Origin of the sequence: Streptomyces sp. NBC_00572 (assembly GCF_026341815.1) — a bacterium.
In the GTDB taxonomy this organism is placed as follows: Bacteria; Actinomycetota; Actinomycetes; order Streptomycetales; family Streptomycetaceae; genus Streptomyces.
In genome coordinates this window covers 1,891,619-1,912,355 of sequence record NZ_JAPENX010000001.1, presented here as the reverse complement: position 1 = coordinate 1,912,355, position 20,737 = coordinate 1,891,619, and the positions used below count along the sequence as shown (strand labels likewise).

Annotated in this window: 14 protein-coding genes; 7 read left to right on the top strand and 7 right to left on the bottom strand. The window is 72.5% G+C overall.

Going from position 1 to position 20,737, the window contains the following annotated elements; translation table 11 throughout:
* Positions 1-59: 59 nt before the first annotated feature.
* Entirely contained in the window at positions 60-1,079 is a 1,020-nt protein-coding gene (locus OG514_RS08660; protein WP_266892549.1) for a glycosyltransferase family 2 protein, read from the top strand.
* Positions 1,080-1,151: 72 nt separating this feature from the next.
* Here OG514_RS08660 and OG514_RS08655 read toward each other — a convergent pair whose 3' ends face one another.
* From OG514_RS08655 to OG514_RS08640, 4 genes are all read right to left on the bottom strand, one after another.
* Entirely contained in the window at positions 1,152-2,927 is a 1,776-nt protein-coding gene (locus tag OG514_RS08655; protein WP_266892547.1) for an LCP family protein, read from the bottom strand.
* 65 nt (positions 2,928-2,992) lie between these two features.
* Positions 2,993-4,747 carry an LCP family protein gene (locus tag OG514_RS08650; protein ID WP_266892545.1) on the bottom strand — a complete coding sequence of 585 codons (1,755 nt, stop codon included), beginning with the start codon at positions 4,745-4,747 and terminating at the stop codon, positions 2,993-2,995.
* Between the two features lie 266 nt (positions 4,748-5,013).
* A complete protein-coding gene (locus tag OG514_RS08645; RefSeq protein ID WP_266892543.1) occupies positions 5,014-6,240 on the bottom strand; it encodes an LCP family protein in 1,227 nt (408 codons plus the stop codon).
* A 249-nt stretch (positions 6,241-6,489) separates the two neighbouring features.
* Positions 6,490-7,242, bottom strand: a complete 753-nt coding sequence (locus OG514_RS08640) for a TIGR03089 family protein (protein WP_266892541.1) — start codon at positions 7,240-7,242, stop codon at positions 6,490-6,492.
* A 137-nt stretch (positions 7,243-7,379) separates the two neighbouring features.
* Between OG514_RS08640 and OG514_RS08635 the strand changes: the two genes are divergently transcribed.
* The 3 genes from OG514_RS08635 (at position 7,380) to OG514_RS08625 (ending at position 11,321) form a co-directional block, all read left to right on the top strand.
* Positions 7,380-8,876, top strand: a complete 1,497-nt coding sequence (locus OG514_RS08635; protein ID WP_266892539.1) for a peptidoglycan recognition protein — start codon at positions 7,380-7,382, stop codon at positions 8,874-8,876.
* Positions 8,877-8,980: 104 nt separating this feature from the next.
* Positions 8,981-10,063: an NDP-sugar synthase gene (locus tag OG514_RS08630; RefSeq protein ID WP_266892537.1), complete on the top strand. Its 1,083-nt coding sequence runs from the start codon at positions 8,981-8,983 to the stop codon at positions 10,061-10,063.
* A 286-nt stretch (positions 10,064-10,349) separates the two neighbouring features.
* Positions 10,350-11,321: a DNA-3-methyladenine glycosylase gene (locus tag OG514_RS08625; protein WP_266892535.1), complete on the top strand. Its 972-nt coding sequence runs from the start codon at positions 10,350-10,352 to the stop codon at positions 11,319-11,321.
* A gap of 54 nt (positions 11,322-11,375) precedes the next feature.
* Here OG514_RS08625 and OG514_RS08620 read toward each other — a convergent pair whose 3' ends face one another.
* The 3 genes from OG514_RS08620 to OG514_RS08610 are packed head-to-tail and all read right to left on the bottom strand — an operon-like array spanning position 11,376 to position 14,183.
* A complete protein-coding gene (locus tag OG514_RS08620; protein ID WP_266892533.1) occupies positions 11,376-12,698 on the bottom strand; it encodes a coenzyme F420-0:L-glutamate ligase in 1,323 nt (440 codons plus the stop codon).
* Complete coding sequence (gene cofD, locus OG514_RS08615) at positions 12,695-13,648, bottom strand: 2-phospho-L-lactate transferase (RefSeq protein ID WP_266892531.1); 954 nt, start codon at positions 13,646-13,648, stop codon at positions 12,695-12,697. The genes OG514_RS08620 and cofD overlap by 4 nt, the downstream gene beginning before the upstream one ends.
* 13 nt (positions 13,649-13,661) lie before the next feature.
* Entirely contained in the window at positions 13,662-14,183 is a 522-nt protein-coding gene (locus OG514_RS08610) for a cysteine dioxygenase family protein (protein WP_266892529.1), read from the bottom strand.
* Positions 14,184-14,882: 699 nt separating this feature from the next.
* Here OG514_RS08610 and OG514_RS08605 point away from each other — a divergent pair.
* From OG514_RS08605 to OG514_RS08595, 3 genes are all read left to right on the top strand, one after another.
* Positions 14,883-15,146, top strand: a complete 264-nt coding sequence (locus tag OG514_RS08605) for a WhiB family transcriptional regulator (RefSeq protein WP_015033978.1) — start codon at positions 14,883-14,885, stop codon at positions 15,144-15,146.
* A 264-nt stretch (positions 15,147-15,410) separates the two neighbouring features.
* Positions 15,411-19,139 carry a glycosyltransferase family 2 protein gene (locus tag OG514_RS08600; protein WP_266892520.1) on the top strand — a complete coding sequence of 1,243 codons (3,729 nt, stop codon included), beginning with the start codon at positions 15,411-15,413 and terminating at the stop codon, positions 19,137-19,139.
* Complete coding sequence (locus OG514_RS08595; protein WP_266892518.1) at positions 19,136-20,680, top strand: DUF5719 family protein; 1,545 nt, start codon at positions 19,136-19,138, stop codon at positions 20,678-20,680. Before OG514_RS08600 ends, OG514_RS08595 begins: the two co-directional genes overlap by 4 nt.
* Positions 20,681-20,737 lie beyond the last annotated feature (57 nt).

Genomic DNA, 20,737 nt, shown 5'->3' with positions numbered 1-20,737 from the left:
TAACGTGGCGGGCAAAACCGCTGTCTTCCGGGGGGCGACCCCCGAACCCCCGAGGAACCATGCTGCCCCCCGTCTCCGTGATCATGCCGGTCCTCAACGAGGAGCGGTATCTGCGCACCTCGGTTCGTCACATCCTGGAGCAGGAGTACGACGGCGAGATGGAGGTGGTGATCGCGCTCGGCCCGTCCGCGGACCGCACCGACGAGATCGCCGCCGAGCTCGTCCGGGAAGACCCCCGTGTCAAGACCGTGCCGAACCCCACGGGCCGTACGCCCGCCGCCCTCAACGCGGCGATCAAGGCCTCGCGTCACCCGATCGTGGTGCGCGTGGACGGCCACGGCATGCTCTCCCCGAACTACATCGCCACCGCCGTCCGGCTCCTGGAGGAGACCGGCGCGCAGAACGTCGGCGGTGTCATGCACGCCGAGGGCGAGAACGCCTGGGAGGACGCGGTCGCCGCCGCGATGACCTCGAAGATCGGCGTGGGCAACGCCGCCTTCCACACGGGCGGCGAGGCGGGCCCCGCCGAGACCGTGTACCTGGGGGTGTTCCGGCGCGAGGCGCTGGAGCAGCAGGACGGCTACAACGTGGAGTTCATCCGCGCCCAGGACTGGGAGCTGAACTTCCGCATCCGCGAGGCCGGCGGCCTGATCTGGTTCTCGCCGGAGCTGCGCGTCCAGTACCGCCCGCGGCCCAGCGTCCGCGCGCTCGCCAAGCAGTACAAGGACTACGGCCGGTGGCGCCACGTCGTGGCCCGCTACCACGAGGGTTCCATCAACCTCCGCTACCTGGCCCCGCCGACCGCCGTGTGCGCCATCGCCGCGGGCCTGGTGGTGGGCGCCGTCCTCACCCCGCTGGGCTTCGTGATCCCGGCCGGCTACCTCGCCGCGATCACGGCCGGCTCGCTCCCCGCGGGCAAGGGTCTCTCGCTCAAGGCCCGCCTCCAGATCCCGGTGGCGCTCGCGACGATGCACATGTCGTGGGGGTACGGCTTCCTGACGAGCCCCCGCTCCCTTGCGAAGAAGGTCATCGCGAGCCGCCGCCCGGCGGTCCTGGCCGGCGAGTCCGAGTCGGTCTGACGGCTTCGGTACGAGAACGGCGGCCGGGTCCCGAGAGGGATCCGGCCGCCGTTCTCGTACGCGGGGGAGGGGTCAGCTCTTCCCGTCCCACTTGTAGACCGAGTAGACGTCCATGCAGGCCGCCTTGTCGTCGGCGCCCTCGGGCAGGTCGCCCGCGACGGACGTCGGCCTCTTGTACACGGTGCCCTCGCGCCAGTCCGCTCCGACGACGAGGGCGATGCCCTCGGTCTTGGCGTCGGCCCGGACCTTGGCGTCGGGCAGTCCGAGGGCCTTCGCCACGGACAGGGCGTTCGCCTTGCCCTGGTCGCCGGAGTCCTTCGGGTACAGGACGACCGTGTCCTCGCGGGGCTGCGCCTCCTTGGAGGAATCGGCCTGTGTGAAGCCCTTGCCCGAGAGGACCTCGGCGATCGCCTTGGCGCGGCCCTCGACGGGTGCCTCGTCCGTCCCTGCGGTGCCGTTGGCGACGGTCACGGCGAAGGAGCCCGGCGCCTCGGCGGCCGTCTTCGGCTTCGCGGAGGCCGAGGGCTTCGGCTTCGCGGGGGACTTGGCGCCGTTCTTGTCGAGGGCGACGTCGTCACGGAGCATCGACCACATCTTGTCCGCGGAGGACTGGACCGGCAGGAGCCACGCGTCGGGGTTCGGGGGGTAGGGCTGGGTCGGGATCGTGGCCGTCGTCAGGCGGTCGATCTTGACGTTCTTCAGCTGCATCGACAGGTCGAAGAGCTTCTTCACCGACTTGAGTTCGTCGGAGACCTGCAGCGCGCTGGTGGCCGTCTCGGCGAGCCCCATCAGCTGACCTGTGTCGCTCCAGGCGTTCTGCGTCTGGAGCTTCTTCATCATCCCGTTCAGGTACATGTGCTGGGCCTTGGCACGGTTCTGGTCGCTGCCGAACGCGTGCCGGGTACGCAGCCACTGGAGCGCCTGCTCACCCTTGACCTCGGTGGTGCCCTGCGGCAGCTTCAGACCGGAGCCGCCCTTCACACCCCTGGTCGACTTGTCGTGGACGCCGGTCTTCACACAGACCGGAACACCGCCGACCTCGTCCGCCATGGCCACCACGCCGGCGAAGTCGACCATCATCCAGTGGTCGATGTAGACCCCGGTGAGGCTCTCCCAGGTGGTGAGGGTGCAGCCGGGACCGCCGCGCTGGAGCGACTCGTTGATGGGCCGGTTCTCGGTGGCCGCGTAGGGCGTGCCGTCCTTGTCCTTGCACTCGGGGATGCGGACGACCGTGTCGCGCGGGATGGAGATGATCGAGGCGTTCTCCCGGTCCGCCGAGACGTGCAGCAGCATCTGCACGTCGGCGAGCGGCTTGCGGTCCCTGTCGTTCTTGCCGCCGCCCAGCGCGATGTTCTTGTCGTCCTGGCGGCTGTCGGAGCCGATCAGCAGGATGTTCAGCGGGGTGTCGCCCAGCGCGTTCGGCGCGGCCTTCTTCACGCCGCTCTCGCCGCCCGCGCGGCCGCCGCTGCGGATGTTGCCGTTGAGGTGCTCGTAGTACAGGTATCCGGCGCCGGCCGTGCCGAGTATCAGCACCGCGAGCGTGATCGCGACCCAGCGCAGCGCCTTGCGTTTGCCGGCCTTCTTGGCGCGCCGGCGCGAGCCGGCACGACGGTGGCCGGCCCGCCCGTCGGCACCGCTGCCGCTGCCGCTGCCGTTTCCGGCGCCACGCCGACGCTCGGCGCGGGTCGTGGCGCCGGAAGCTCCGGCCTCCCCGGCTTCCCCGGTCGCCTCGTTGTCCTCGGGAGCGTCGGGCCCGGCGCCGGTGGCCGCACCGGCGTCGTACAGCTCGTCGTCCCAGCCCAGTTCACGGGCGCGCGGAACGCGTCCACGCGTTCCCTCCCCACGCACGCTTTTCTGTCCCACCCCAGGTCCCCTCGTCAGTCAGGAGCCCGCCAAGTCCCGGTGTTTCCGGACTACTTGGCGCACACCTGCTTGTCAGCTTCTACCTTCTCGACGTCCGGCGCCTTCGTCGGACCGGTGATGGGCACCCCCGCGCCCTTGAAGTCGGCGCCGAGGACGAGCGTCATGGGCTCGCGTTCCCCGGCGTTCTGAGTGCCCGGCTTGAGGGCCGCGGCAGGAAGACCCATCAGGTCCGCGAGCTTGCGGGCCTGATCGGCCTGGTTCGGTGCGTAGGCGAGCGTGGTCTTCGCCGCCTTCTCGGGGGCGTTGCTCTTGTTGGTGGAGCGGGTCACGCCCTCGTCGTTCTGCAGCCAGTTGATGGTCGACTGGGCCGCGCCCTGGATGCCGCTGCCGTTGAAGACGTCGACGCGTACGTCGACGGCCTCGGCGCGGGCACCCTGGAGGAGCTTCGCCTGGGCCTGCGCCTGGGCGTTCTTGGCGTCCTGCTTCTTCTTCTTCACCTCGGTGAGCGAGGTGTCGGCCTGCATCGCGGCGAACAGCTGCGGTGCCTGCGTCGGGTGCGGCACCACCGTGATCGGCGTGGGCTCGTCCGGGTTGTCGATGACCGGGAGGGTCGCGAACGCGATGTTCTTCGTGTCGATCCCGGAAAGCTCCCCGGCCAGGTCCTGGAGCTTGGAGAGGGACCCTATGCCCTTGTCGACGGTGAGCGCGTCCGTCGCCGCCTCGGCGAGGTCGTACAGCTTCGTCGGGCTGGTGAGCGTCTCGTTCGACTTCATCTGCCGGATCATCGAGCCGAGGAACTGCTGCTGGACCTTGATCCGGTCCAGGTCGCTCTTGTTGCCGAAGCTGGAGCGGGTACGGACGAAGGCGAGCGCCTTCTCACCCTCGATGACGGACTCGCCGGCCGGCAGCTTGAGGTGCGACTTGGGGTCGTCGACGGCCTTCTCGACGCAGACCTTCACGCCGCCGACGGCCGAGGTCAGCTCCTTGACCGCGTTGAAGTCGACCATCATGAAGTGGTCGACGGTCAGGCCGGTCAGCTCCTTGACCGTACGCATGGTGCAGCCGGGGTCGCGGCCGTCCTGGCCGAGGCTCACGTTGAAGCGGGCCTGCCGCTGGCCGGGGATCGTGAGGATCTGGCCGTCGGGCTGCCGCGTCTGGCACTCGGGGATCTTCGTCATCAGGTCGCGCGGGATGGAGAGCGCCGTGGCGTTCGTCCGGTCCTTGGAGACGTGGAAGAGGATCGTGGTGTCCGCGTGGCCGGGGCTGTTGTTGTCGCCGTAGCCCGAGTTGCCCTCACCGGTCCGCTTGTCGGTGCCGATGATCAGGATGTTGAAGGCCTCGCCCTTGCGGAAGCCCTGGCTCTGGGGGCCCACGGGGTCGACGACGTCGATGTTCCCGTCGAGCTTGTTGTAGAGCAGGTACGCGCCGGTCGCGCCGCCGACGAGGACGAGCGCCATCGTGCCGCCGGTCCACAGCAGGACCTTCTTCTTGCGGGACGCGCCCTGCTTGCGCTTGCGGCGGCTCGCGGGCGACTCCTTGCCCCGGCCGCCGTCCGGCTCGGTGACCCGCCGGCGGCGCTGGCCGGGCACGGGCGCCTCGACCGGGGTGTCGACGGACGGGTCGGCGGAGGTGTCGCGCGACGCGGGAGCGGGAACGGTGGATCTACGAGCCCCGGACGGTGTCTGCGGCTGCGACTGCCCAGCGGAGCGGTCCAGTCGCAGTTCGTAGTTGCCCGTCTGCGGGTTGAGCACCCACTGGTCGGCGGGGTCGATCTCGTCCGCCCGTCCACGGCTGTGCGCGTCCACGGTTACTCGAGTCCTCCGTCGGTGCCACGCGAGGCGCCTCCCCCACTGGGCGCCGCTCTCTCGGTCGTTCGATCCTTGGTGAGTGCGACCACGCGGTCGGGGTGCACCGGATCGCGTCACACTATCCGCCCAGTTCAGCGTGGGGCGACGCGCGTGACAAATTCCACGCCTCTTACAACCGGGCAATTTGCTCAAACCTCATCGCTCGCAGCCCTCCCCTTGGTGTGCCCTTTACTCACCGCCCCGCGGCCCCCTCCGGCGCCCTCCTAGGAGCACGCTCCCTCGGCCGCGTTCCGCCCCGTGAAGGTGGGAGTGACGGAGGGCGTCGGGGCGTCCGCGTCGTCGGGCTTCCCGTCCGCCCCGGTCTTCCGGTCCGCCCCGGTCTTCTCCTCCTCGCCCGGGGTCACCGCGACGGGCCTGTCCTCCCGCAGCTGCTTGAAGAGTTGACTCGCCGCCGGCTGTACCAGTTCGTCCCGGTTCGCGTTGTACGTGTAGGGGCGGCGGGGGACCGTGAGGAACTGCACCTTCTCGGTCGGGATGGCCCGCATCGAGCGCGCCAGGTCGTACAGGTCCCGCAGCGAGTCGAGTCCGGGGTCGGTGGTGATCGCCTTGGTGGCCGCGTCCAGCACCGGGTAGAGCTTGGTCGGGTTCAGCAGCACCCCGTCGCTCTGCACCTTGCTGACCAGGGCGCCGAGGAACTGCTGCTGGCGGTCCATGCGTTCCGTGTCGCTGCCGTTGCCGATCGACTTCCGGGCCCGCACGAAGCCGAGGGCCTGCTCCCCGTCGAGCGTCTGGCGCCCCGCGGGCAGCTTCAGCTTCGCGTCGGCGTCGTTCACCGGCTCCTTGAGGCAGACCTCCACGCCGTCGACGGCGTCCACCATCTTCTTGAAGCCCCGGAAGTCGATCACCATGTGGTGGTCCACCCGGATCCCGGTCAGCTTCTCGACGGTACGGATCGTGCACGCCGTACCGCCGAACTCGAAGGCCCAGTTGAACTGCGCGAACTGCTCACGGGTCCGGGTCCCGTCGGTCTTGCGGCAGCTCGGGATCGTCACCATCAGGTCGCGGGGGAGCGACATGGCCGTCGCGCTCTTCTTCCCCGCCGACAGGTGCAGCAGGATCGTCGTGTCCGAGCGCTGGGTGCCCCGGTCCTTGCCGTACTTGCGGTTCCCCTCGCCGGACCGGGTGTCCGAGCCGATGAGCAGGATGTTCCGGGCGGCCGAGACGCCCGCCGGCGGACGCTCCTTCTCGTACCTCCGGAGCTCGGCGGCGGCGGTGGTGTCCGTGGTGATGTTGCCGTCGAGCTTCCGGTAGAACCACCAGCCGACCCCGGCCGCGGCCAGCACCACGAGCGAGACGCCGAGTGCCGTCCACCGCAGCCAGTGGCGTCGGCGTCGCGGCTTCTCCGGAGCCCCGGAAGCCGTGCCCTCCGTTGCCGTGTCCTCCGTTGCCGGGGGATCCGGTTCGGCGGGCGTACCCGCACGGTCCGTCACGTCTGAGTCCGTCCTTCATGGCGTCGGCGGCGCGCCGGGCGGCCGCCGGTCGTAGAAGGAGACGGCCGAACCCCACGCATGGTTGTGCGGAAGGAGTCGACTCCCCCAGGCCGATCATGTACCGGACGGGGCGCGGGGACCCGGGGACTCGGCGCGTCTGTAGGCCGAACGGGTCGGGTCGGGACGTGACGGACGATTGTCGGGCAGGTAGGGACGAGACAGACGGTTGTCGGGCGGAAGCCCGGCGCGTCAGACCGCGGTGACCGTCACTCGCTCGCTCTCCACGCGCTTGGCGAGGGACTCGGGGGCCAGCTGGTCCAGGTTCCGACAGAGGACCACCGAGCCGCCGGACGCGAGAGGGGCGTACAGGCCGGTCGAGACGCCCTTCCAGTCCCCGTAACCGAGTCCGGAGAGCAGCCGGGCGCCGGGGGCGAGGCCGAGGGCCTCCGCGTCCGCGCGGGCCTGGTCGACGAGCTGCGCGCCGCTGCGTTCCACGCCGTCGACGACGAGCGCGGGAGCGTCCGGATCCACCGGTACGAACGGGGCGAACCGGTCGCCCTGGCTCGGGACCTCGACCGCGTAGTCCGCGTACCCGGCGGGCGCGGCAGGGAACCGGCGGCCCAGCGGGGCGAGGGAGAGCGCGATCCGCTCCCCGGAACAGGCGAGACCCGCCTCCAGGGCGTCCGGCCCCGCGACCACGAGGTCCGCGTCGGCCGGGTCGCCGCCGAGCTCCACGGTCACCCCGACGGACGAGCAGGCGAGCAGCCAGACGGCGGTCTGCCAGTGCGCGGGCAGCAGCAGTGCGAGCCGGTCGCCCGGCGCGGCGGACAGTTCGCCCTGGAGCAGATTCGCCGTCTTGGCCACCCAATTGGCGAAGGTGGCGACGGACAATTCCACCCGCTCACCGGTGGCGTCGTCGTAGAAGGTGACCAAGGGGCGGGCGGGGTCCGCGGCGAGCGCGGATCGCAGCAGGTCGGCGGGGGTGCGGTCGCTGGCGTTCACGCCGGACAGCGTACGCGCGCCGCCGCACGGGGGTCCGCCGTACCGGTGACGCCGTCCACCGGTCGGCCCGACGAGGTGTCAGTTTCCGGGGGTGTTCCCGACGCGCGGAACGGCCCCGGGGTACGCACGATCGGCCTATGCGTGCCTCACTCGCCTCCTCGATCGCCGTGACCTGCGCGACGGTCCTCGCCCTGCCGGTCTCTCTCGCCGCACCCGCGGCGGCCGCGGTGCCCTCGGCGCTCGGGCTGCCACCAGCGGCTTCCGCACAGCCACCCGCGCCCGAAGTGCCCGGCGCCACCCAGTCCCTGCCGCTGGAGCCCTTGGGCGACAGCGACCGGGCCCTGGGTGGCGGGACGGACGACACCGGCGCCCAGGGACTCACCCGACGCGACGTCAGGCCCTTCTCCCTCGTCGGCGTCGTGTGGGACGACCCGGCGGCCGCCCTGCACGGCGTCGTGCAGGTCCGCACCCGGGCCACCGGCGGCGACGCCTGGTCGGAGTGGCAGGACGTGGAGACCCACAACGAGGAACACGGGGCCGACCCGGACACCGCGGAGGGCGCCGGACGCGCGCTCAAGGGCTCCACGGCCCCGCTGTGGGTGGGCGACTCGGACGGCGTGGAGATCCGGGTACGAGGGGAGGAGCCGCTCCCCACGGGCCTGCGGCTCGAACTGGTCGACCCGGGCGAGCCCCCGGCGGAGGCCACGGAGACGGAGGCCGCCACCGAGACGGCCGCCACCACCACCACGACCACCACCACCACCGCCACGACCATGACCACGACCATGACAGCGCCACGCACGGCGGCGGCCTCGATCGCCCTGACCGGCCTGGGTGCGGCGGAAGCGGCCGTCAGTGGCGTCAACGCCCAGCTCGCCCCCTACGGCGCGGCCTGGATCCCGGCCCTGTCGAAGGAAGCGACCGAGCTCACACTCCCGTACCTGCCGAGGTCTCAGGAGGCGAAGGCCGCCGCCGAACCGCAGGCCCCCGCCGAGGCCCAGGCGCCCGCGGCCGCCGCGAAGCCGTACATCGGCCCCCGCCCCAAGATCATCACCCGTAAGGGCTGGGGCGCGGACGAGCGCATCCGCGAGAAGGGCTTCGTCTACACCAAGACGATCAAGGCGGCCTTCGTCCACCACAGCGCGACCGGCAACAACTACACCTGCAGCCAGGCGCCCTCCGTTCTGCGCAGTATCTACCGCTACCACGTCCAGAGCAGTGGATGGCGAGACTTCGGCTACAACTTCGCCGTCGACAAGTGCGGAAACATCTACGAAGGCCGGGCCGGGGGAGTGGCGAAGCCCGTCCTCGGCGCACACACCCTCGGGTTCAACACCAACAGCATGGGCATCGCCGTCCTCGGCACGTTCACCAAGAGCGCCCCGCCGGCCGCCGTGGTGACCGCGGTCGCCCGTCTGACGGCCTGGAAACTCGGGCTCCACGGGGTCAATCCGAAGGGGGCGGCCTACCTCGTCTCCGGTGGCGGAAACCTGTACAAGAAGGGCAGCACGGTCAAGTTCAACGCCATCGCGGGACACCGCGACGGGTTCGCGACGGAGTGCCCCGGAGCACGGCTGTACGGCAAGCTCGGAACGGCCCGCACGAGCTCGGCGAAGTACCAGGGGAGGAGCTGATGGGGTCATCGGGGCAACCATCTGCCTAAACTGACCGGTCATATCGCACGGACGACCGAGACGGGCGAGCTGACCGGCCCCGAACAGGAAGCAGAGACGACAAGGTGACAGAAGCGATCCTCCTGGTCGGTGGCAAGGGAACAAGGCTGCGACCCCTCACGGTCAACACGCCCAAGCCCATGGTTCCGGCGGCGGGCGTCCCCTTCCTGACGCACCAGCTGGCCCGCGCCCGCGCCGCCGGCGTCGAGCACATCGTGCTCGCCACCTCCTACCTGGCCGAGGTCTTCGAGCCGCACTTCGGTGACGGCTCCGCGCTCGGCCTGAGCCTGGAGTACGTCACCGAGGAGGAGCCGCTCGGCACGGGCGGCGCGATACGCAACGTCGCCTCGCGGCTGCGTTCGGGCCCCGACGACCCGGTCCTGATCTTCAACGGGGACATCCTGACGGGCCTGGACATCCAGGCCCTCGTCGCCACCCACTCCTCCTCGGGCGCGGACGTCTCGCTCCACCTCACCCGGGTCGAGGACCCGCGCGCCTTCGGCCTGGTCCCCACGGACTCCACCGGCCGCGTCACGGCCTTCCTGGAGAAGCCGCAGACGCCCGAGGAGATCGTCACCGACCAGATCAACGCGGGCGCGTACGTCTTCCGCCGCTCGGTCATCGACACGATCCCCACCGGCCGTCCCGTCTCGGTCGAACGCGAGACCTTCCCGGAGCTCCTCGCCTCCGGCGCCCACCTCCAGGGCATGGTCGACTCCACGTACTGGCTGGACCTCGGCACCCCGCAGGCCTTCGTCCGCGGCTCTGCCGACCTGGTCCTGGGCCGCGCCCCCTCCCCGGCCGTCCCGGGTCGCTGCGGCGACCGCCTGGTCCTGCCGTCGGCCCGCGTCGCCCCGGACGCCAAGCTGACCGGCGGCACGGTCGTCGGCGCGGACGCGGTGGTCGGCGAGGGCGCCCGGATCACGGGCTCCACGCTCCTGGCCGGCGCGGTCGTCGAGCCGGGCGCGGTGATCACCGACTCCCTGATAGGCGCGGGCGCCCGCATCGGCGCCCGCACGGTCCTGACGGGCGCGGTCATCGGCGACGGCGCCCAGGTGGGCCCGGACAACGAACTCCGCGACGGCATAAGAATCTGGTGCGAAACAACCCTCCCCGCAGGCGCAGTCCGCTTCTCCTCGGACCAGTAGCCCCCACCCTGGTCGCGGCCTGAGCCGCCCCCATGTTGTGGGCATCTGTTCCGCAGGGGCGGAACGGGTGGGCACGACGGACGGCGCCCCCTAGGCTTCCGCGCCTGAACCCGCACCCCTTGCGTGTCGCACTGCTGGTGCGGGTCCAGGTACAAGGGGCGGAGGCGCCGCCAGGCGCGCCGTCCCGTGTGCCCACCCGTCCCGCCCCGCGGGACGATGGCCCACACGGGGCACACGGCCCACACGGCCCACACGGCCCACACGGGGTGGCGGCTACGCTCAAAGCATGGCCGGCCGCTTCACACCCCCCACCCCCACCACGCGCAGCACAGTCCGTGGCGGCCACACCCCCGTACCCGGCCAAGACGGCACCGCCCCCCTGGACCTGGGCCTCACCCTCGGCCCCCTCCGCCGCGGCCCCGCCGACCCCACCTTCCGCGTCACCCCCGACGGCTCCGTCTGGCGGGCCAGCCGCACCCCCGACGGCCCCGGCACGATCCGCCTCACGGTCCGCGACGGCCGGCCCGAGGCCGAGGCCTGGGGCGCGGGCGCGAACTGGCTCCTGGACAACGCCCCCGCGCTGCTCGGCGCCGAGGACGACCCCACCGCCTTCGTCCCCCGCCACAAGCTGGTCCTCGCCACCCACCGCCGCCGCCAGGGCCTCCGTCTGACCCGCACGGGTCTGGTCATGGAGTCGCTGATCCCGTCCGTCCTGGAGCAGAAGGTCACGGCGGACGAGGCCTACCGGTCGTGGCGGCTGCTCGTACGGAAGTACGGCGAGCCCGCGCCGGGCCCGGCGACGGTCCCGGACGGCATGTACGTGATGCCGGACGCGCGTACGTGGACACAGATCCCGTCCTGGGAGTGGCACCGCGCGAACGTCGACGGCAAGCGCTCGGCCACCATCGTCCGCGCCGCTCGGGTGGCCGCGCGCCTGGAGGAGGCCGCGCGCATGGACCCGCCGGCGGCCCGCAAGCGCCTGGAACTGATCCCCGGCATCGGCCCCTGGACGAGCGCGGAGACGATCCAGCGCAGCAACGGCGCCCCCGACGAGGTCACCACCGGCGACCTCCACCTCCCCGGCATCATCGGCTGGGCCCTCGCCGGCGACCGTACGACCGACGACGAGGCGATGCTGGACCTCCTGGCCCCCTACGCGGGCCAGCGCCACCGAGCGGCCCGCCTGATCCTCCTCAGCGGCCGCGTACCGCCCCGCAGGGCACCCCGCATGACCCCGGGCGACATCACGGCGCTCTGATCAGGCCCCACCACGACACTCCCCGCGCCGCGGAAGGCTCCCCGCACGGCAGGCTCACCGCACCGCGACGAACTCCGAAGCCGGCCGCGCCGCCCGCTCCCTGGGCGGTGACGCCGGATGCCCGATCGCCACCGCGCCCAGCGGGTCCCACGTATCGGGCAGGCCGAGGACCTCCCGTACGACGTCCCGGCAGAACATCGTCGAGGACACCCAGGCCGAGCCCAGCCGCTCACCGGCGAGCGCGACCAGGAAGTTCTGGACGCCCGCGCCCGCCGCGACCACGAACATCTCGCGCTCGGCCGCGTCCCGGCGCGGGTCGCCGTAGTGGTGGGAGCCGTCCATGACGAGGCAGGGCACCGCCAGGTACGGCGCGTTGCGCAGGACGTCCCCGCGCCGGACCCGCTTCGCGACGGACTCCTCGGACTTGCCGTCCCGCCGCAGGTCCGCGATCCACGCGTCGCGCATCGCGTCGAGCAGCCGTACCCGCGACTCCGCCGACTCCAGGAGCACGAACCGCCACGGCGTGGTGTGGTGCGGGGCCGGCGCCGTCACGGCCGCCGCGACCGCCCGCCGTACCGCGCCCGGGTCGACCGCGTCCGCCGTGAACTCCCGTACGGTCCGCCGCAGCGTCACCGCCTCCCGTACGGCCTCCGAGGTGCCGAGCCGGAACATGTCGTCGGCGGCGCCGCGCACCAGCGCCCGCGCCCCCGGCTCCTCGTCGCCGGCCACCACGTGCGGGAGGCCGCGCACGACGGCGACCGGAAGACCGGCCGCCTTGCCCTTCACCAGGTCGCCCGCGGCGGCGAGTTCGTCGGCGGTGGCGACCACGGTCGCGCTCAGCGGATTGCCGAACGCGTCGGTCCCGCCGCGCAGATCGTCGAGGACCCGCACCCCGGCCGCGCCGATCGCCACGTCGGTGAGCCCGGCGCGCCAGGGCCGCCCGAAGGTGTCCGTGACGACGACGCCCACGTCGACGCCGAGCGCCTCGCGCAGCCCCGAACGGATGCGCCGCGCCGAGGCGTCGGGGTCCTCGGGCAGCAACAGCACCGTCCCGGAGGGGGTGTTGGACGCGTCCACCCCGGCGGCGGCCATGACGAGGCCCTGTCGGTTCTCGACGATGCGGAGGGTCCCGCGCCGCGCCACCACCCGTACCGTCTCGGCGTCGATGGCCTCCTCGCGGTCGTCGGCGGCGACCACCCGTCCCTCGGCCTTGCTCACGATCTTGGAGGTGACGAGAAGGACGTCCCCGTCGACGAGTTCGGGCGAGACGGAGGCGATCAGCTTGGCCAGGTCGTCCCCGGCCGTCACCTCGGGGAGCCCGGGCAGCGCCCAGACCCGGTACGAGGGAGCCTCCAGGGGGTCCACCGACGAGGTCACCGCAGCTCCTCGGCGAGCGCCAGGGCCTCCCGCGCCATCGCGGCCGTCGCCTCGACGTCGGTCATCATCAGCGGGACCGCCCGGCAGCGGATGCCCGCCGCCTCGACGTCCGCGACCGCGCCCGCGTCGACCGTGTCGACGAGCCAGCCGTCGACGAGCTCGGAACCGTAGTTCCGGGCGACCGCGGCCGCCGTGGACTCCACGCCGACCGCGGCCAGGACCTTGTCGGCCATCCCGCGCACGGGCGCGTCGCCGACGATGGGGGAGAGGCCCACCACGGGCACCTCGGCCGCGACGATCGCCTCACGGATCCCGGGCACCGCCAGGATCGTGCCGACGCTCACCACGGGGTTGGACGGCGGGAAGAGGATGACGTCCGCTTCGGCGATGGCCTCCAGAACGCCCGGCGCCGGCTTCGCGGCCTCCGCGCCGACCGGCACGATCGCCTTCGCGTCCACGGAGGCGCGCAGCTTCACCCAGTACTCCTGGAAGTGCACCGCGCGCTGCTCGCCGTCGACCTCGATCGCCACATGCGTCTCGACCCGGTCGTCGGACATGGGGAGGAGGCGAACGCCCGGCTGCCAGCGGGCGCACAGCGCCTCGGTGACGGCGCTCAGCGGGTAGCCCGCGCCGAGCATCTGCGTACGGACGATGTGCGTGGCGAAGTCCCGGTCGCCGAGGCCGAACCACTCGGGTCCGACGCCGTACGCCGCGAGCTCCTCCTTGACGGTGAAGGACTCGTCGCGCCTGCCCCAGCCCTGCTCCTCGTTGATGCCACCGCCGAGGGTGTACATCACCGTGTCCAGGTCGGGGCAGACCTTCAGCCCGAAGAGATGGATGTCGTCACCGGTGTTGCCGATGACCGTGATCTCCGCGTCCGGCGCGGCCTGCTTGAGGCCGCGAAGGAAACGGGCACCACCGATGCCGCCGGCCAGAACCACAATGCGCATGCACAGCAGTCTGTCAGGCGACGACGACGGCCGGGGTGACAGGGGCGGTGACCGGGGCGCACTGCGCCTGGAGCGACTCGTGCATGGGCATCTCGGTGAGGCCCGGGAAGTAGACGTGGAGGCTGACGGCCGGTTCGAGGGAGTCGTTGACGACCTCGTGGACGTACCCGGGCGCGAAGACCCGCTCGGCGCCCGGCGTGAGCGTCCGTGCGCCCCGGTCCGTGCGCTCCGTCAACTCGCCCTCCAGGACGGTCAGTACGCCGGAGGAGAGCCCGTGGTCGTGGCGCCCGCTGCCCTGGCCGGGCACCCAGGAGAGCAGCCACACCTCGTAGCCGGGGCCGGTGCGCAGCCGGTGGTACCAGCGGGTCGTGGCGTCGTATTCGACGTACGGGGCCCACTGGGCGCGGTCGTCGGCGATCGAGCGCGCGAGGCCGGCGAACTCGGCCACCGTCTCGGGGTGGGCGCGCTCGGGCTGCAGCAGGTGCGGGACTTCGAGGATGTCGCCGGCGATCTGAAGGTCGCTGTCCATGTTCATGGGTGGGGTGGTCCTCAGCAGAAACAGAAGCGGTGGGGGTCACGGAGAAGAAGTGACGCGAGTGACGCAGGGTGACGCTGGGAGAAAAGCTGGAGCTCTACGGCATCAACAGCTGGGACAGCAACAGCAACAGCGCGCCTGGACAGCGCTGCGGAACCCACGGCTGTGGGTCGCGGAGAGCGCTGCGGTCGCTGGCATGCCACCAAAGGTGGCCGGAACGGCACCCGACTGTCAACCCAATGCCCGATTTGGGGGTAATGTTTCACCTCATCCGGTTACATGGCGCGGAGAAAGGTTTGTTCAGCCGCGGACCAGGAGAGATGGCGCTTCAACCGTGCCCGTAAACATGGCGGCGCCCGCGTGATCGACCACGCTCGGTCACCACGTGGACTCCGACCGGTCCGTGATCGGACTGTGATCCGGATCGCTTCCATGGCTGGATCGCAACAAGATCCAAGTCTCGGACGTCCTCTCCCGTGAGGGCCGCGCACGGTGCACCCAGGCCGGTGGCATGTGTCTCGTTTTTTGGTGATTTGAACACTTTCCGCATAGGCTTGGTTCCGCAGAGTGAATACGAGGCCCAATAGCAGATCTCGGCTTGACTCGCGCAGAGCACGAACTTGTAATTTCACTCGTGTCGTTCGGCCGGGTTCGCAACGGCAACATCACGGGGACGCACAGAACAGACGAGGGGCGCACATGACCGAGTTGTTCCAGGAACTGCTGGTCGAGGACGCGGACGAAGAACTCGGCTGGCAGGAGCGCGCGCTGTGCGCCCAGACCGATCCCGAGTCCTTCTTTCCCGAGAAGGGCGGCTCGACCCGCGAGGCCAAGAAGGTCTGCCTCGCCTGCGAGGTCCGCTCCGAATGCCTCGAATACGCCCTGCAGAACGACGAGCGGTTCGGCATCTGGGGCGGCCTCTCCGAGCGCGAGCGACGCCGCCTGAAGAAGGCCGCCGTCTGAGCCGCGCGAAGCCTGCCGGGCCCCGCGCACGCCACACCACGACGAACGGTCCGCCCCCTGTGGTTCACCCACAGGCGGCGGACCGTTTCGCGTGTCCCGGCGCGAAACCGCCCCGTCCCCACCGTCCACGGGAAGCAGGCCCGTTCCTCCCGCTCTGTCCACAGGGCGGCGGACCGCTCCGCGTGCAGCCGTTAGTGTGGGCCTCCGTCCGAGACGCTCCCCACGCCCCCCGCGGGCGACCCCGGCCGGAGGGCCCGTAGCTCGATGTCCTCAACTCCTGAGTTTCCGCGACACGTCGTCACCGCCGTGCTCGTCACCCACGACGGCGCCCGCTGGCTGCCGGACGCCCTCGCCGGGCTGCTCGCCCAGGAACGCCCCGTGCAGAACGTGGTCGCGGCCGACACCGGCAGCGCCGACGACTCGGCGCAGCTCCTCGCCGACGCCATCGGCGCCGACCGCGTCCTGCACCTCGCGCGCCGTACCGGCTTCGGCGCCGCCGTCGAGGAGGCCGCCCGCACCGCGCCCGAGCTCGGACCCGAGGACCTCGCCTATCTGAAGCGGCCCAGCGGCTGGGACCCGGTCAGCCGGAGCTGGAACGACGAGGCCTACGACCTCCCCGAACTCCCGCACGGCGAACCGGTCCAGTGGCTCTGGCTCCTCCACGACGACTGCGCCCCCGAGCCCGGCGCCCTCGCCGAACTCCTGCGCGTCGCCGACTCCGACACGGACGCCGCCGTCATCGGCCCCAAGCTGCGCGGCTGGTACGACCGGAAGCAACTCCTGGAGACCGGCGTCTCCATCGCCCGCAGCGGCCGCCGCTGGACCGGACTCGACCGCCGCGAGCAGGACCAGGGCCAGCACGACCAGGTCCGCTCCGTCCTCTCCGTCTCCACCGCCGGCATGCTCGTCCGCCGCGACGTCTTCGAGGAGCTCGGCGGCTTCGACCGCCGCCTGCCCCTCATGCGCGACGACGTCGACCTGTGCTGGCGCGCCCACTCCGCCGGCCACCGCGTCCTCATCGCCCCCGACGCCGTCCTCCGGCACGCCGAGGCCTCCGCCCGCGAGCGCCGCACCGTCGACTGCGCCGGCCGCACCGCCGCCAACCCGCACCGCGTCGACAAGGCCGGCGCCGTCTACACCCTCCTCGCCAACACCCGCGGCGCCGCGCTCCCGTACGTCTTCGCACGCCTCGTCGTCAGCACCCTGCTCCGCACCCTCGCCTATCTCGTCGGCAAGGTCCCCGGCCAGGCCGTCGACGAGGTCATGGGCCTCCTCGCCACCCTGCTGCGCCCCGAGAAGATCCTCGCCGCCCGCAAGCGGCGCAAGAACCCCGTCGTCCCCGCCAGCGAACTCCGCCCGCTGTTCCCGCCGCCCGGCGCCACCGTCCGCGCCGCCGTCGAACAGCTCACCGCCGACTTCGGCGGCTCCGAGGCCGACTCCGGCGGCTCCCGCCGCGGCGTCGTCGAGTCGGGACCCGGCGGCGACGACGCCGACTACCTGGAGATCGAGCAGTTCGCCCGGCTCAAGAAGATCGCCCGCAAGCCGGGCCCGGTCCTCTTCGCCCTGCTGCTCGTCATCTCCCTGGTCGCCTGCCGCAACCTCTTCGCCGGCGGCTCCCTGGCCGGGGGCGCCCTGCTGCCCGCGCCCGACACCGTCTCCGAACTCTGGTCGCGGTACGCCGACTCCTGGCACGCCCTCGGCACCGGCGGCACCCAGACCGCCCCGCCCTACCTCGCCGTCCTGGCCGCGCTCTCCGCGCTGTTCCTCGGCTCCACCTCCACCGCGCTGACCCTGCTGCTCGTCTGCTCGGTCCCGCTCGCCGGCTTCACCGCGTACTTCGCCGCCCGCGGCATCGTCGAGTCCCGGCTCCTGCGCGCGTGGGGCGCCATCGCGTACGCCTTCCTGCCCGCCGCCACCGGGGCCCTCGCCACCGGCCGGCTCGGCACCGCCGTCCTCGCGATCCTGCTGCCGCTGACGGCCCGCGCCGCCGTCGCCGCCCACGGCTTCAACCGGCCCGACCGGGGCAGCTGGCGCGCCACCTGGGCGTACACCTTCCTGCTGACCTTCGCGACCGCGTTCACCCCGGTCGTCTGGCCGCTCGCCGTCCTCCTCGGCCTCGGCGTGCTCGTCGTACGCCGCTCCGACATCACCGCGTACGGGCTGCGCTTCCTGGCCGCCGTCGGCACCCCGCTCCTCGTCCTCGCGCCCTGGTCGCTGACCCTGCTCACCGACCCGGCCGCGTTCCTGCGCGAGGCCGGCCTCGACATCCGTACGGGCACGGCCACCGCGCTCGACCTGCTCGCCACCAGCCCCGGCGGCCCCGGCACCACCGGCGGCCTCCTCCTGGCCGGCCTCGTCCTCGCCGGCCTGGCCGGACTCCTGCGCGAGGAGCGACAGCTCGCGGTCCGCGCCGCCTGGGCCGCCGGCCTCGCCGGCCTCCTCTTCGCCGCCCTGTCCAACGGCGCGGGCGGCACCGGCTGGGCCGGACCCGCCACCCTCGTCTACGGCGCCGCCCTCATCGCCGCCGGCATGATCGGAGCCGAGGGCGGCCGCACCCGCGTCGCCGCCCACGGCTTCGGCTGGCGCCAGCCCGTCGCCGCCCTCATCGCCCTCGGCTGCGCCCTCGGCCCCGCCGCCGCCGCCGTCGGCTGGATGATCGGCGGCGCCGACGGCCCGCTGACCCGGCGCGACCCGGTCCAGGTCCCGGCGTTCGTCGCCGAGGAGTCCGGCACCCGCGACCAGCCCCGCACCCTCGTCCTCGGCGGCACCTCGCCCGGCGAGGTCGCCTACACCCTGGTCCGCGGCTCCGGCGCCCGCCTCGGCGACGGCGAACTCACCACGACCGCCGAGGCCGACCCGCGCCTCGACGACGTCGTCGCCCACCTCGTCGCGGGCTCCGGCGCCGACCAGACCCAGGAGCTCAGCGGCTACGCGATCCGCTACGTCCTCGTACGGGACGGGGCACCCCGCCAGATGAGCCGCGTCCTCGACTCCACCCCCGGCCTCAGCCGCCTCAGCCAGCTCGACGGCAGCGCGCTCTGGCGCGTGGACCGCGAGATCGCCCGCATCATGATCGTCCCGCCGACGGCGAAGACCGCGGAAGGCGCGACGCAGGGGACCACGAACTCCAAGACGCCGACCGCCCCCGTCGCCGTCGCCGCCGGCCCCGTCGAGGCCCACACCGACATCCCGGCCGGCCCCACCGGCCGCGTCCTGCGCATCGCCGACCGCGCCGACGAGGGCTGGACCGCCACCCTCGACGGCAAGGAGCTGACCCGCACCACCGTCGACGGCTGGGCCCAGGGCTTCGAACTCCCCGCCACGGCCGGCCGCCTCGACCTCACGTACGACCAGCCGCTCACCCACACCGCGTGGATCTGGGCCCAGGTCGGCCTCGCCGTCGTCCTGCTCGTCCTCGCCCTGCCCGGTCGCCGCCGCGAGATCGACGACGACCTGCCCGAGGAGGAGCTCGCGATCCCCGCCCAGGCCACCGAGGGCGACGGCCGCCGGGCCCGCCGTCTGCGCGCCGCCGCGGAGGCGGAGGCCGAGGGCGCCGAAGCCGCCGGGACCGTTCCCGAACCGGAGCCCGCCCCCGCCCCGATCCCCGAGCAGCAGGCGTACGAGCCCCAGGAATGGAACGGCGGCTACGACCCGGCCTACGCCCAGGCCCAGGCCCAGGCCCAGGAGCAGCCCCAGCCCCAGGCGTACGCCGACCAGGGAGACCAGGGCTACTACCAGGAGTACGCGGCCGACCCGTACCAGCAGCAGCCGTACGCGTACCCCCAGCAGGGCTACGACCAGCAGCCGCAGCAGTACGACCAGCAGCAGCCGTACGCCGAACAGGGCTACGACCAGCAGCAGTACGACCCGCAGCAGCAGCAGTACGACCAGCAGGGTTACGAACAGCAGCAGTACGACCCGTACACCTACGGCTACGGGCACCCCCAGGGCCACGAGACCGAGCAGCGTCCCGACGGGAGCAGCAACCAGTGAAGCGCACGACCCTCTCCCTGATCGCGGGCGCCACGGCGCTCGCCGCCGTCACCGGCTTCGCGTCCCTGACCGCCCCCGGCGGCGCCGCCGCCCCCGAGGCCAAGGCACCCACCCGGCTGCCGGTCGAGCGCGCCGGCCTGGCCTGCCCGGTGCCCAGCACGTCCGAGGTGGCCGAGACCCTCTACACCTCGTACACCCCGGTCAGCAGCGGTACGGGCACGGCGAAGGGCGGCTCCGGCACGGCCGGGAAGCCCACCACCCCCCTCGCCCAGCTGCGCCCCGCCGCGAGCACGACGGCCTCCGGCGGCACCGCCAAGGGCGGCAAGAAGCCCAACGCCCCCAAGGCCCCGGCCACCGTCACCGCCCCCGGCAAGCCCGTCACCGCCGAGGCGAACGGCGCCACCGCCCCCGCCCTCACCGGTTCGGCCACCGGCACCCTCGCCCCCGGCTGGACCGTTCAGCAGACCACCGTCGTCCCGGCGGGCGGCGCACGAGGCCTCCTCGGCCTCACCTGCGGCGCCCCCGACACCGACTTCTGGTTCCCGGCGGCCTCCACCGCCAAGGAACGCCAGGACTACGTCCACCTCACCAACCCGGACGACACGGCCGCCGTCGCCGACATCGAGCTGTACGGCCCCGAGGGCGTCCTCAAGTCCCAGTTCACCGAGGGCATCCCCGTCCCCGCCCACTCCACCGTCCCGGTCCTGCTCTCCACCCTCACGGGCGCGGCCGCACAGCAGTCCGTCACCGTCCACGTCACCACCCGCAGCGGACGCGTCGGCGCGGCCATCGGCTCCGCCGACGACAAGCTCGGCAGCGACTGGCTCGCGGCCTCGGCCGACCCGGCGAGCACCGCCGTGCTCCCCGGCATCCCGGCCGACGCCACCTCCGTACGTCTGGTGGCCTTCGTCCCGGGCGAGGAGGACGCCGACCTGAAGATCCAGCTGGTCTCCAAGGACGGCACGATCGTCCCGGTGAGCGCCGGCTCCCTCCACGTGAAGTCGGGGATGACGGCCTCCGCCGAACTCCCGGACCTGACCCGCGGCCAGGTGGGCTCGCTGCTGCTCACCCCGAGCGACCCGAAGAAGCCCACCCCGGTCGTGGCCGCCCTCCGGGTGGTCCGCGGCAAGGGCGACGACACCGAGATCGCCTTCGTACCGGCGACGGCGGCGATCGCCGCCCGCGCGACGGTCGCCGACAACCGCGCCAAGGGCACGACCCTCGCCCTGACCGTTCCCCCCGGCGCCGCCGCCCAGGTCAAGGTCACGGCCTCGGCTGGTTCCGGCGGCGGGACGCCCGTGTCGAAGACGGTCACGGTCAAGGGGGGCACGACGACCGCCCTCACCGACCTGGTCCCCGAGGGCCTCAAGGGTTCCTACGCGCTGACCGTGGAACCGGTCTCGGGCGGCAAGGTGTACGCGGCCCGGACGCTCGCGGTGCCGCTGGACGGCACCCCGATGTTCACGATCCAGACCTTCACCGACGACCGGGGCACGGTCGAGGTCCCGTCGGCCCACCAGGACCTGGGAGTCCTGGACTAGGAGCGCGGCGGCACGGGTGGGGGACCGGCCCGCCCGGACGAAGGAAGCAATCCTCAC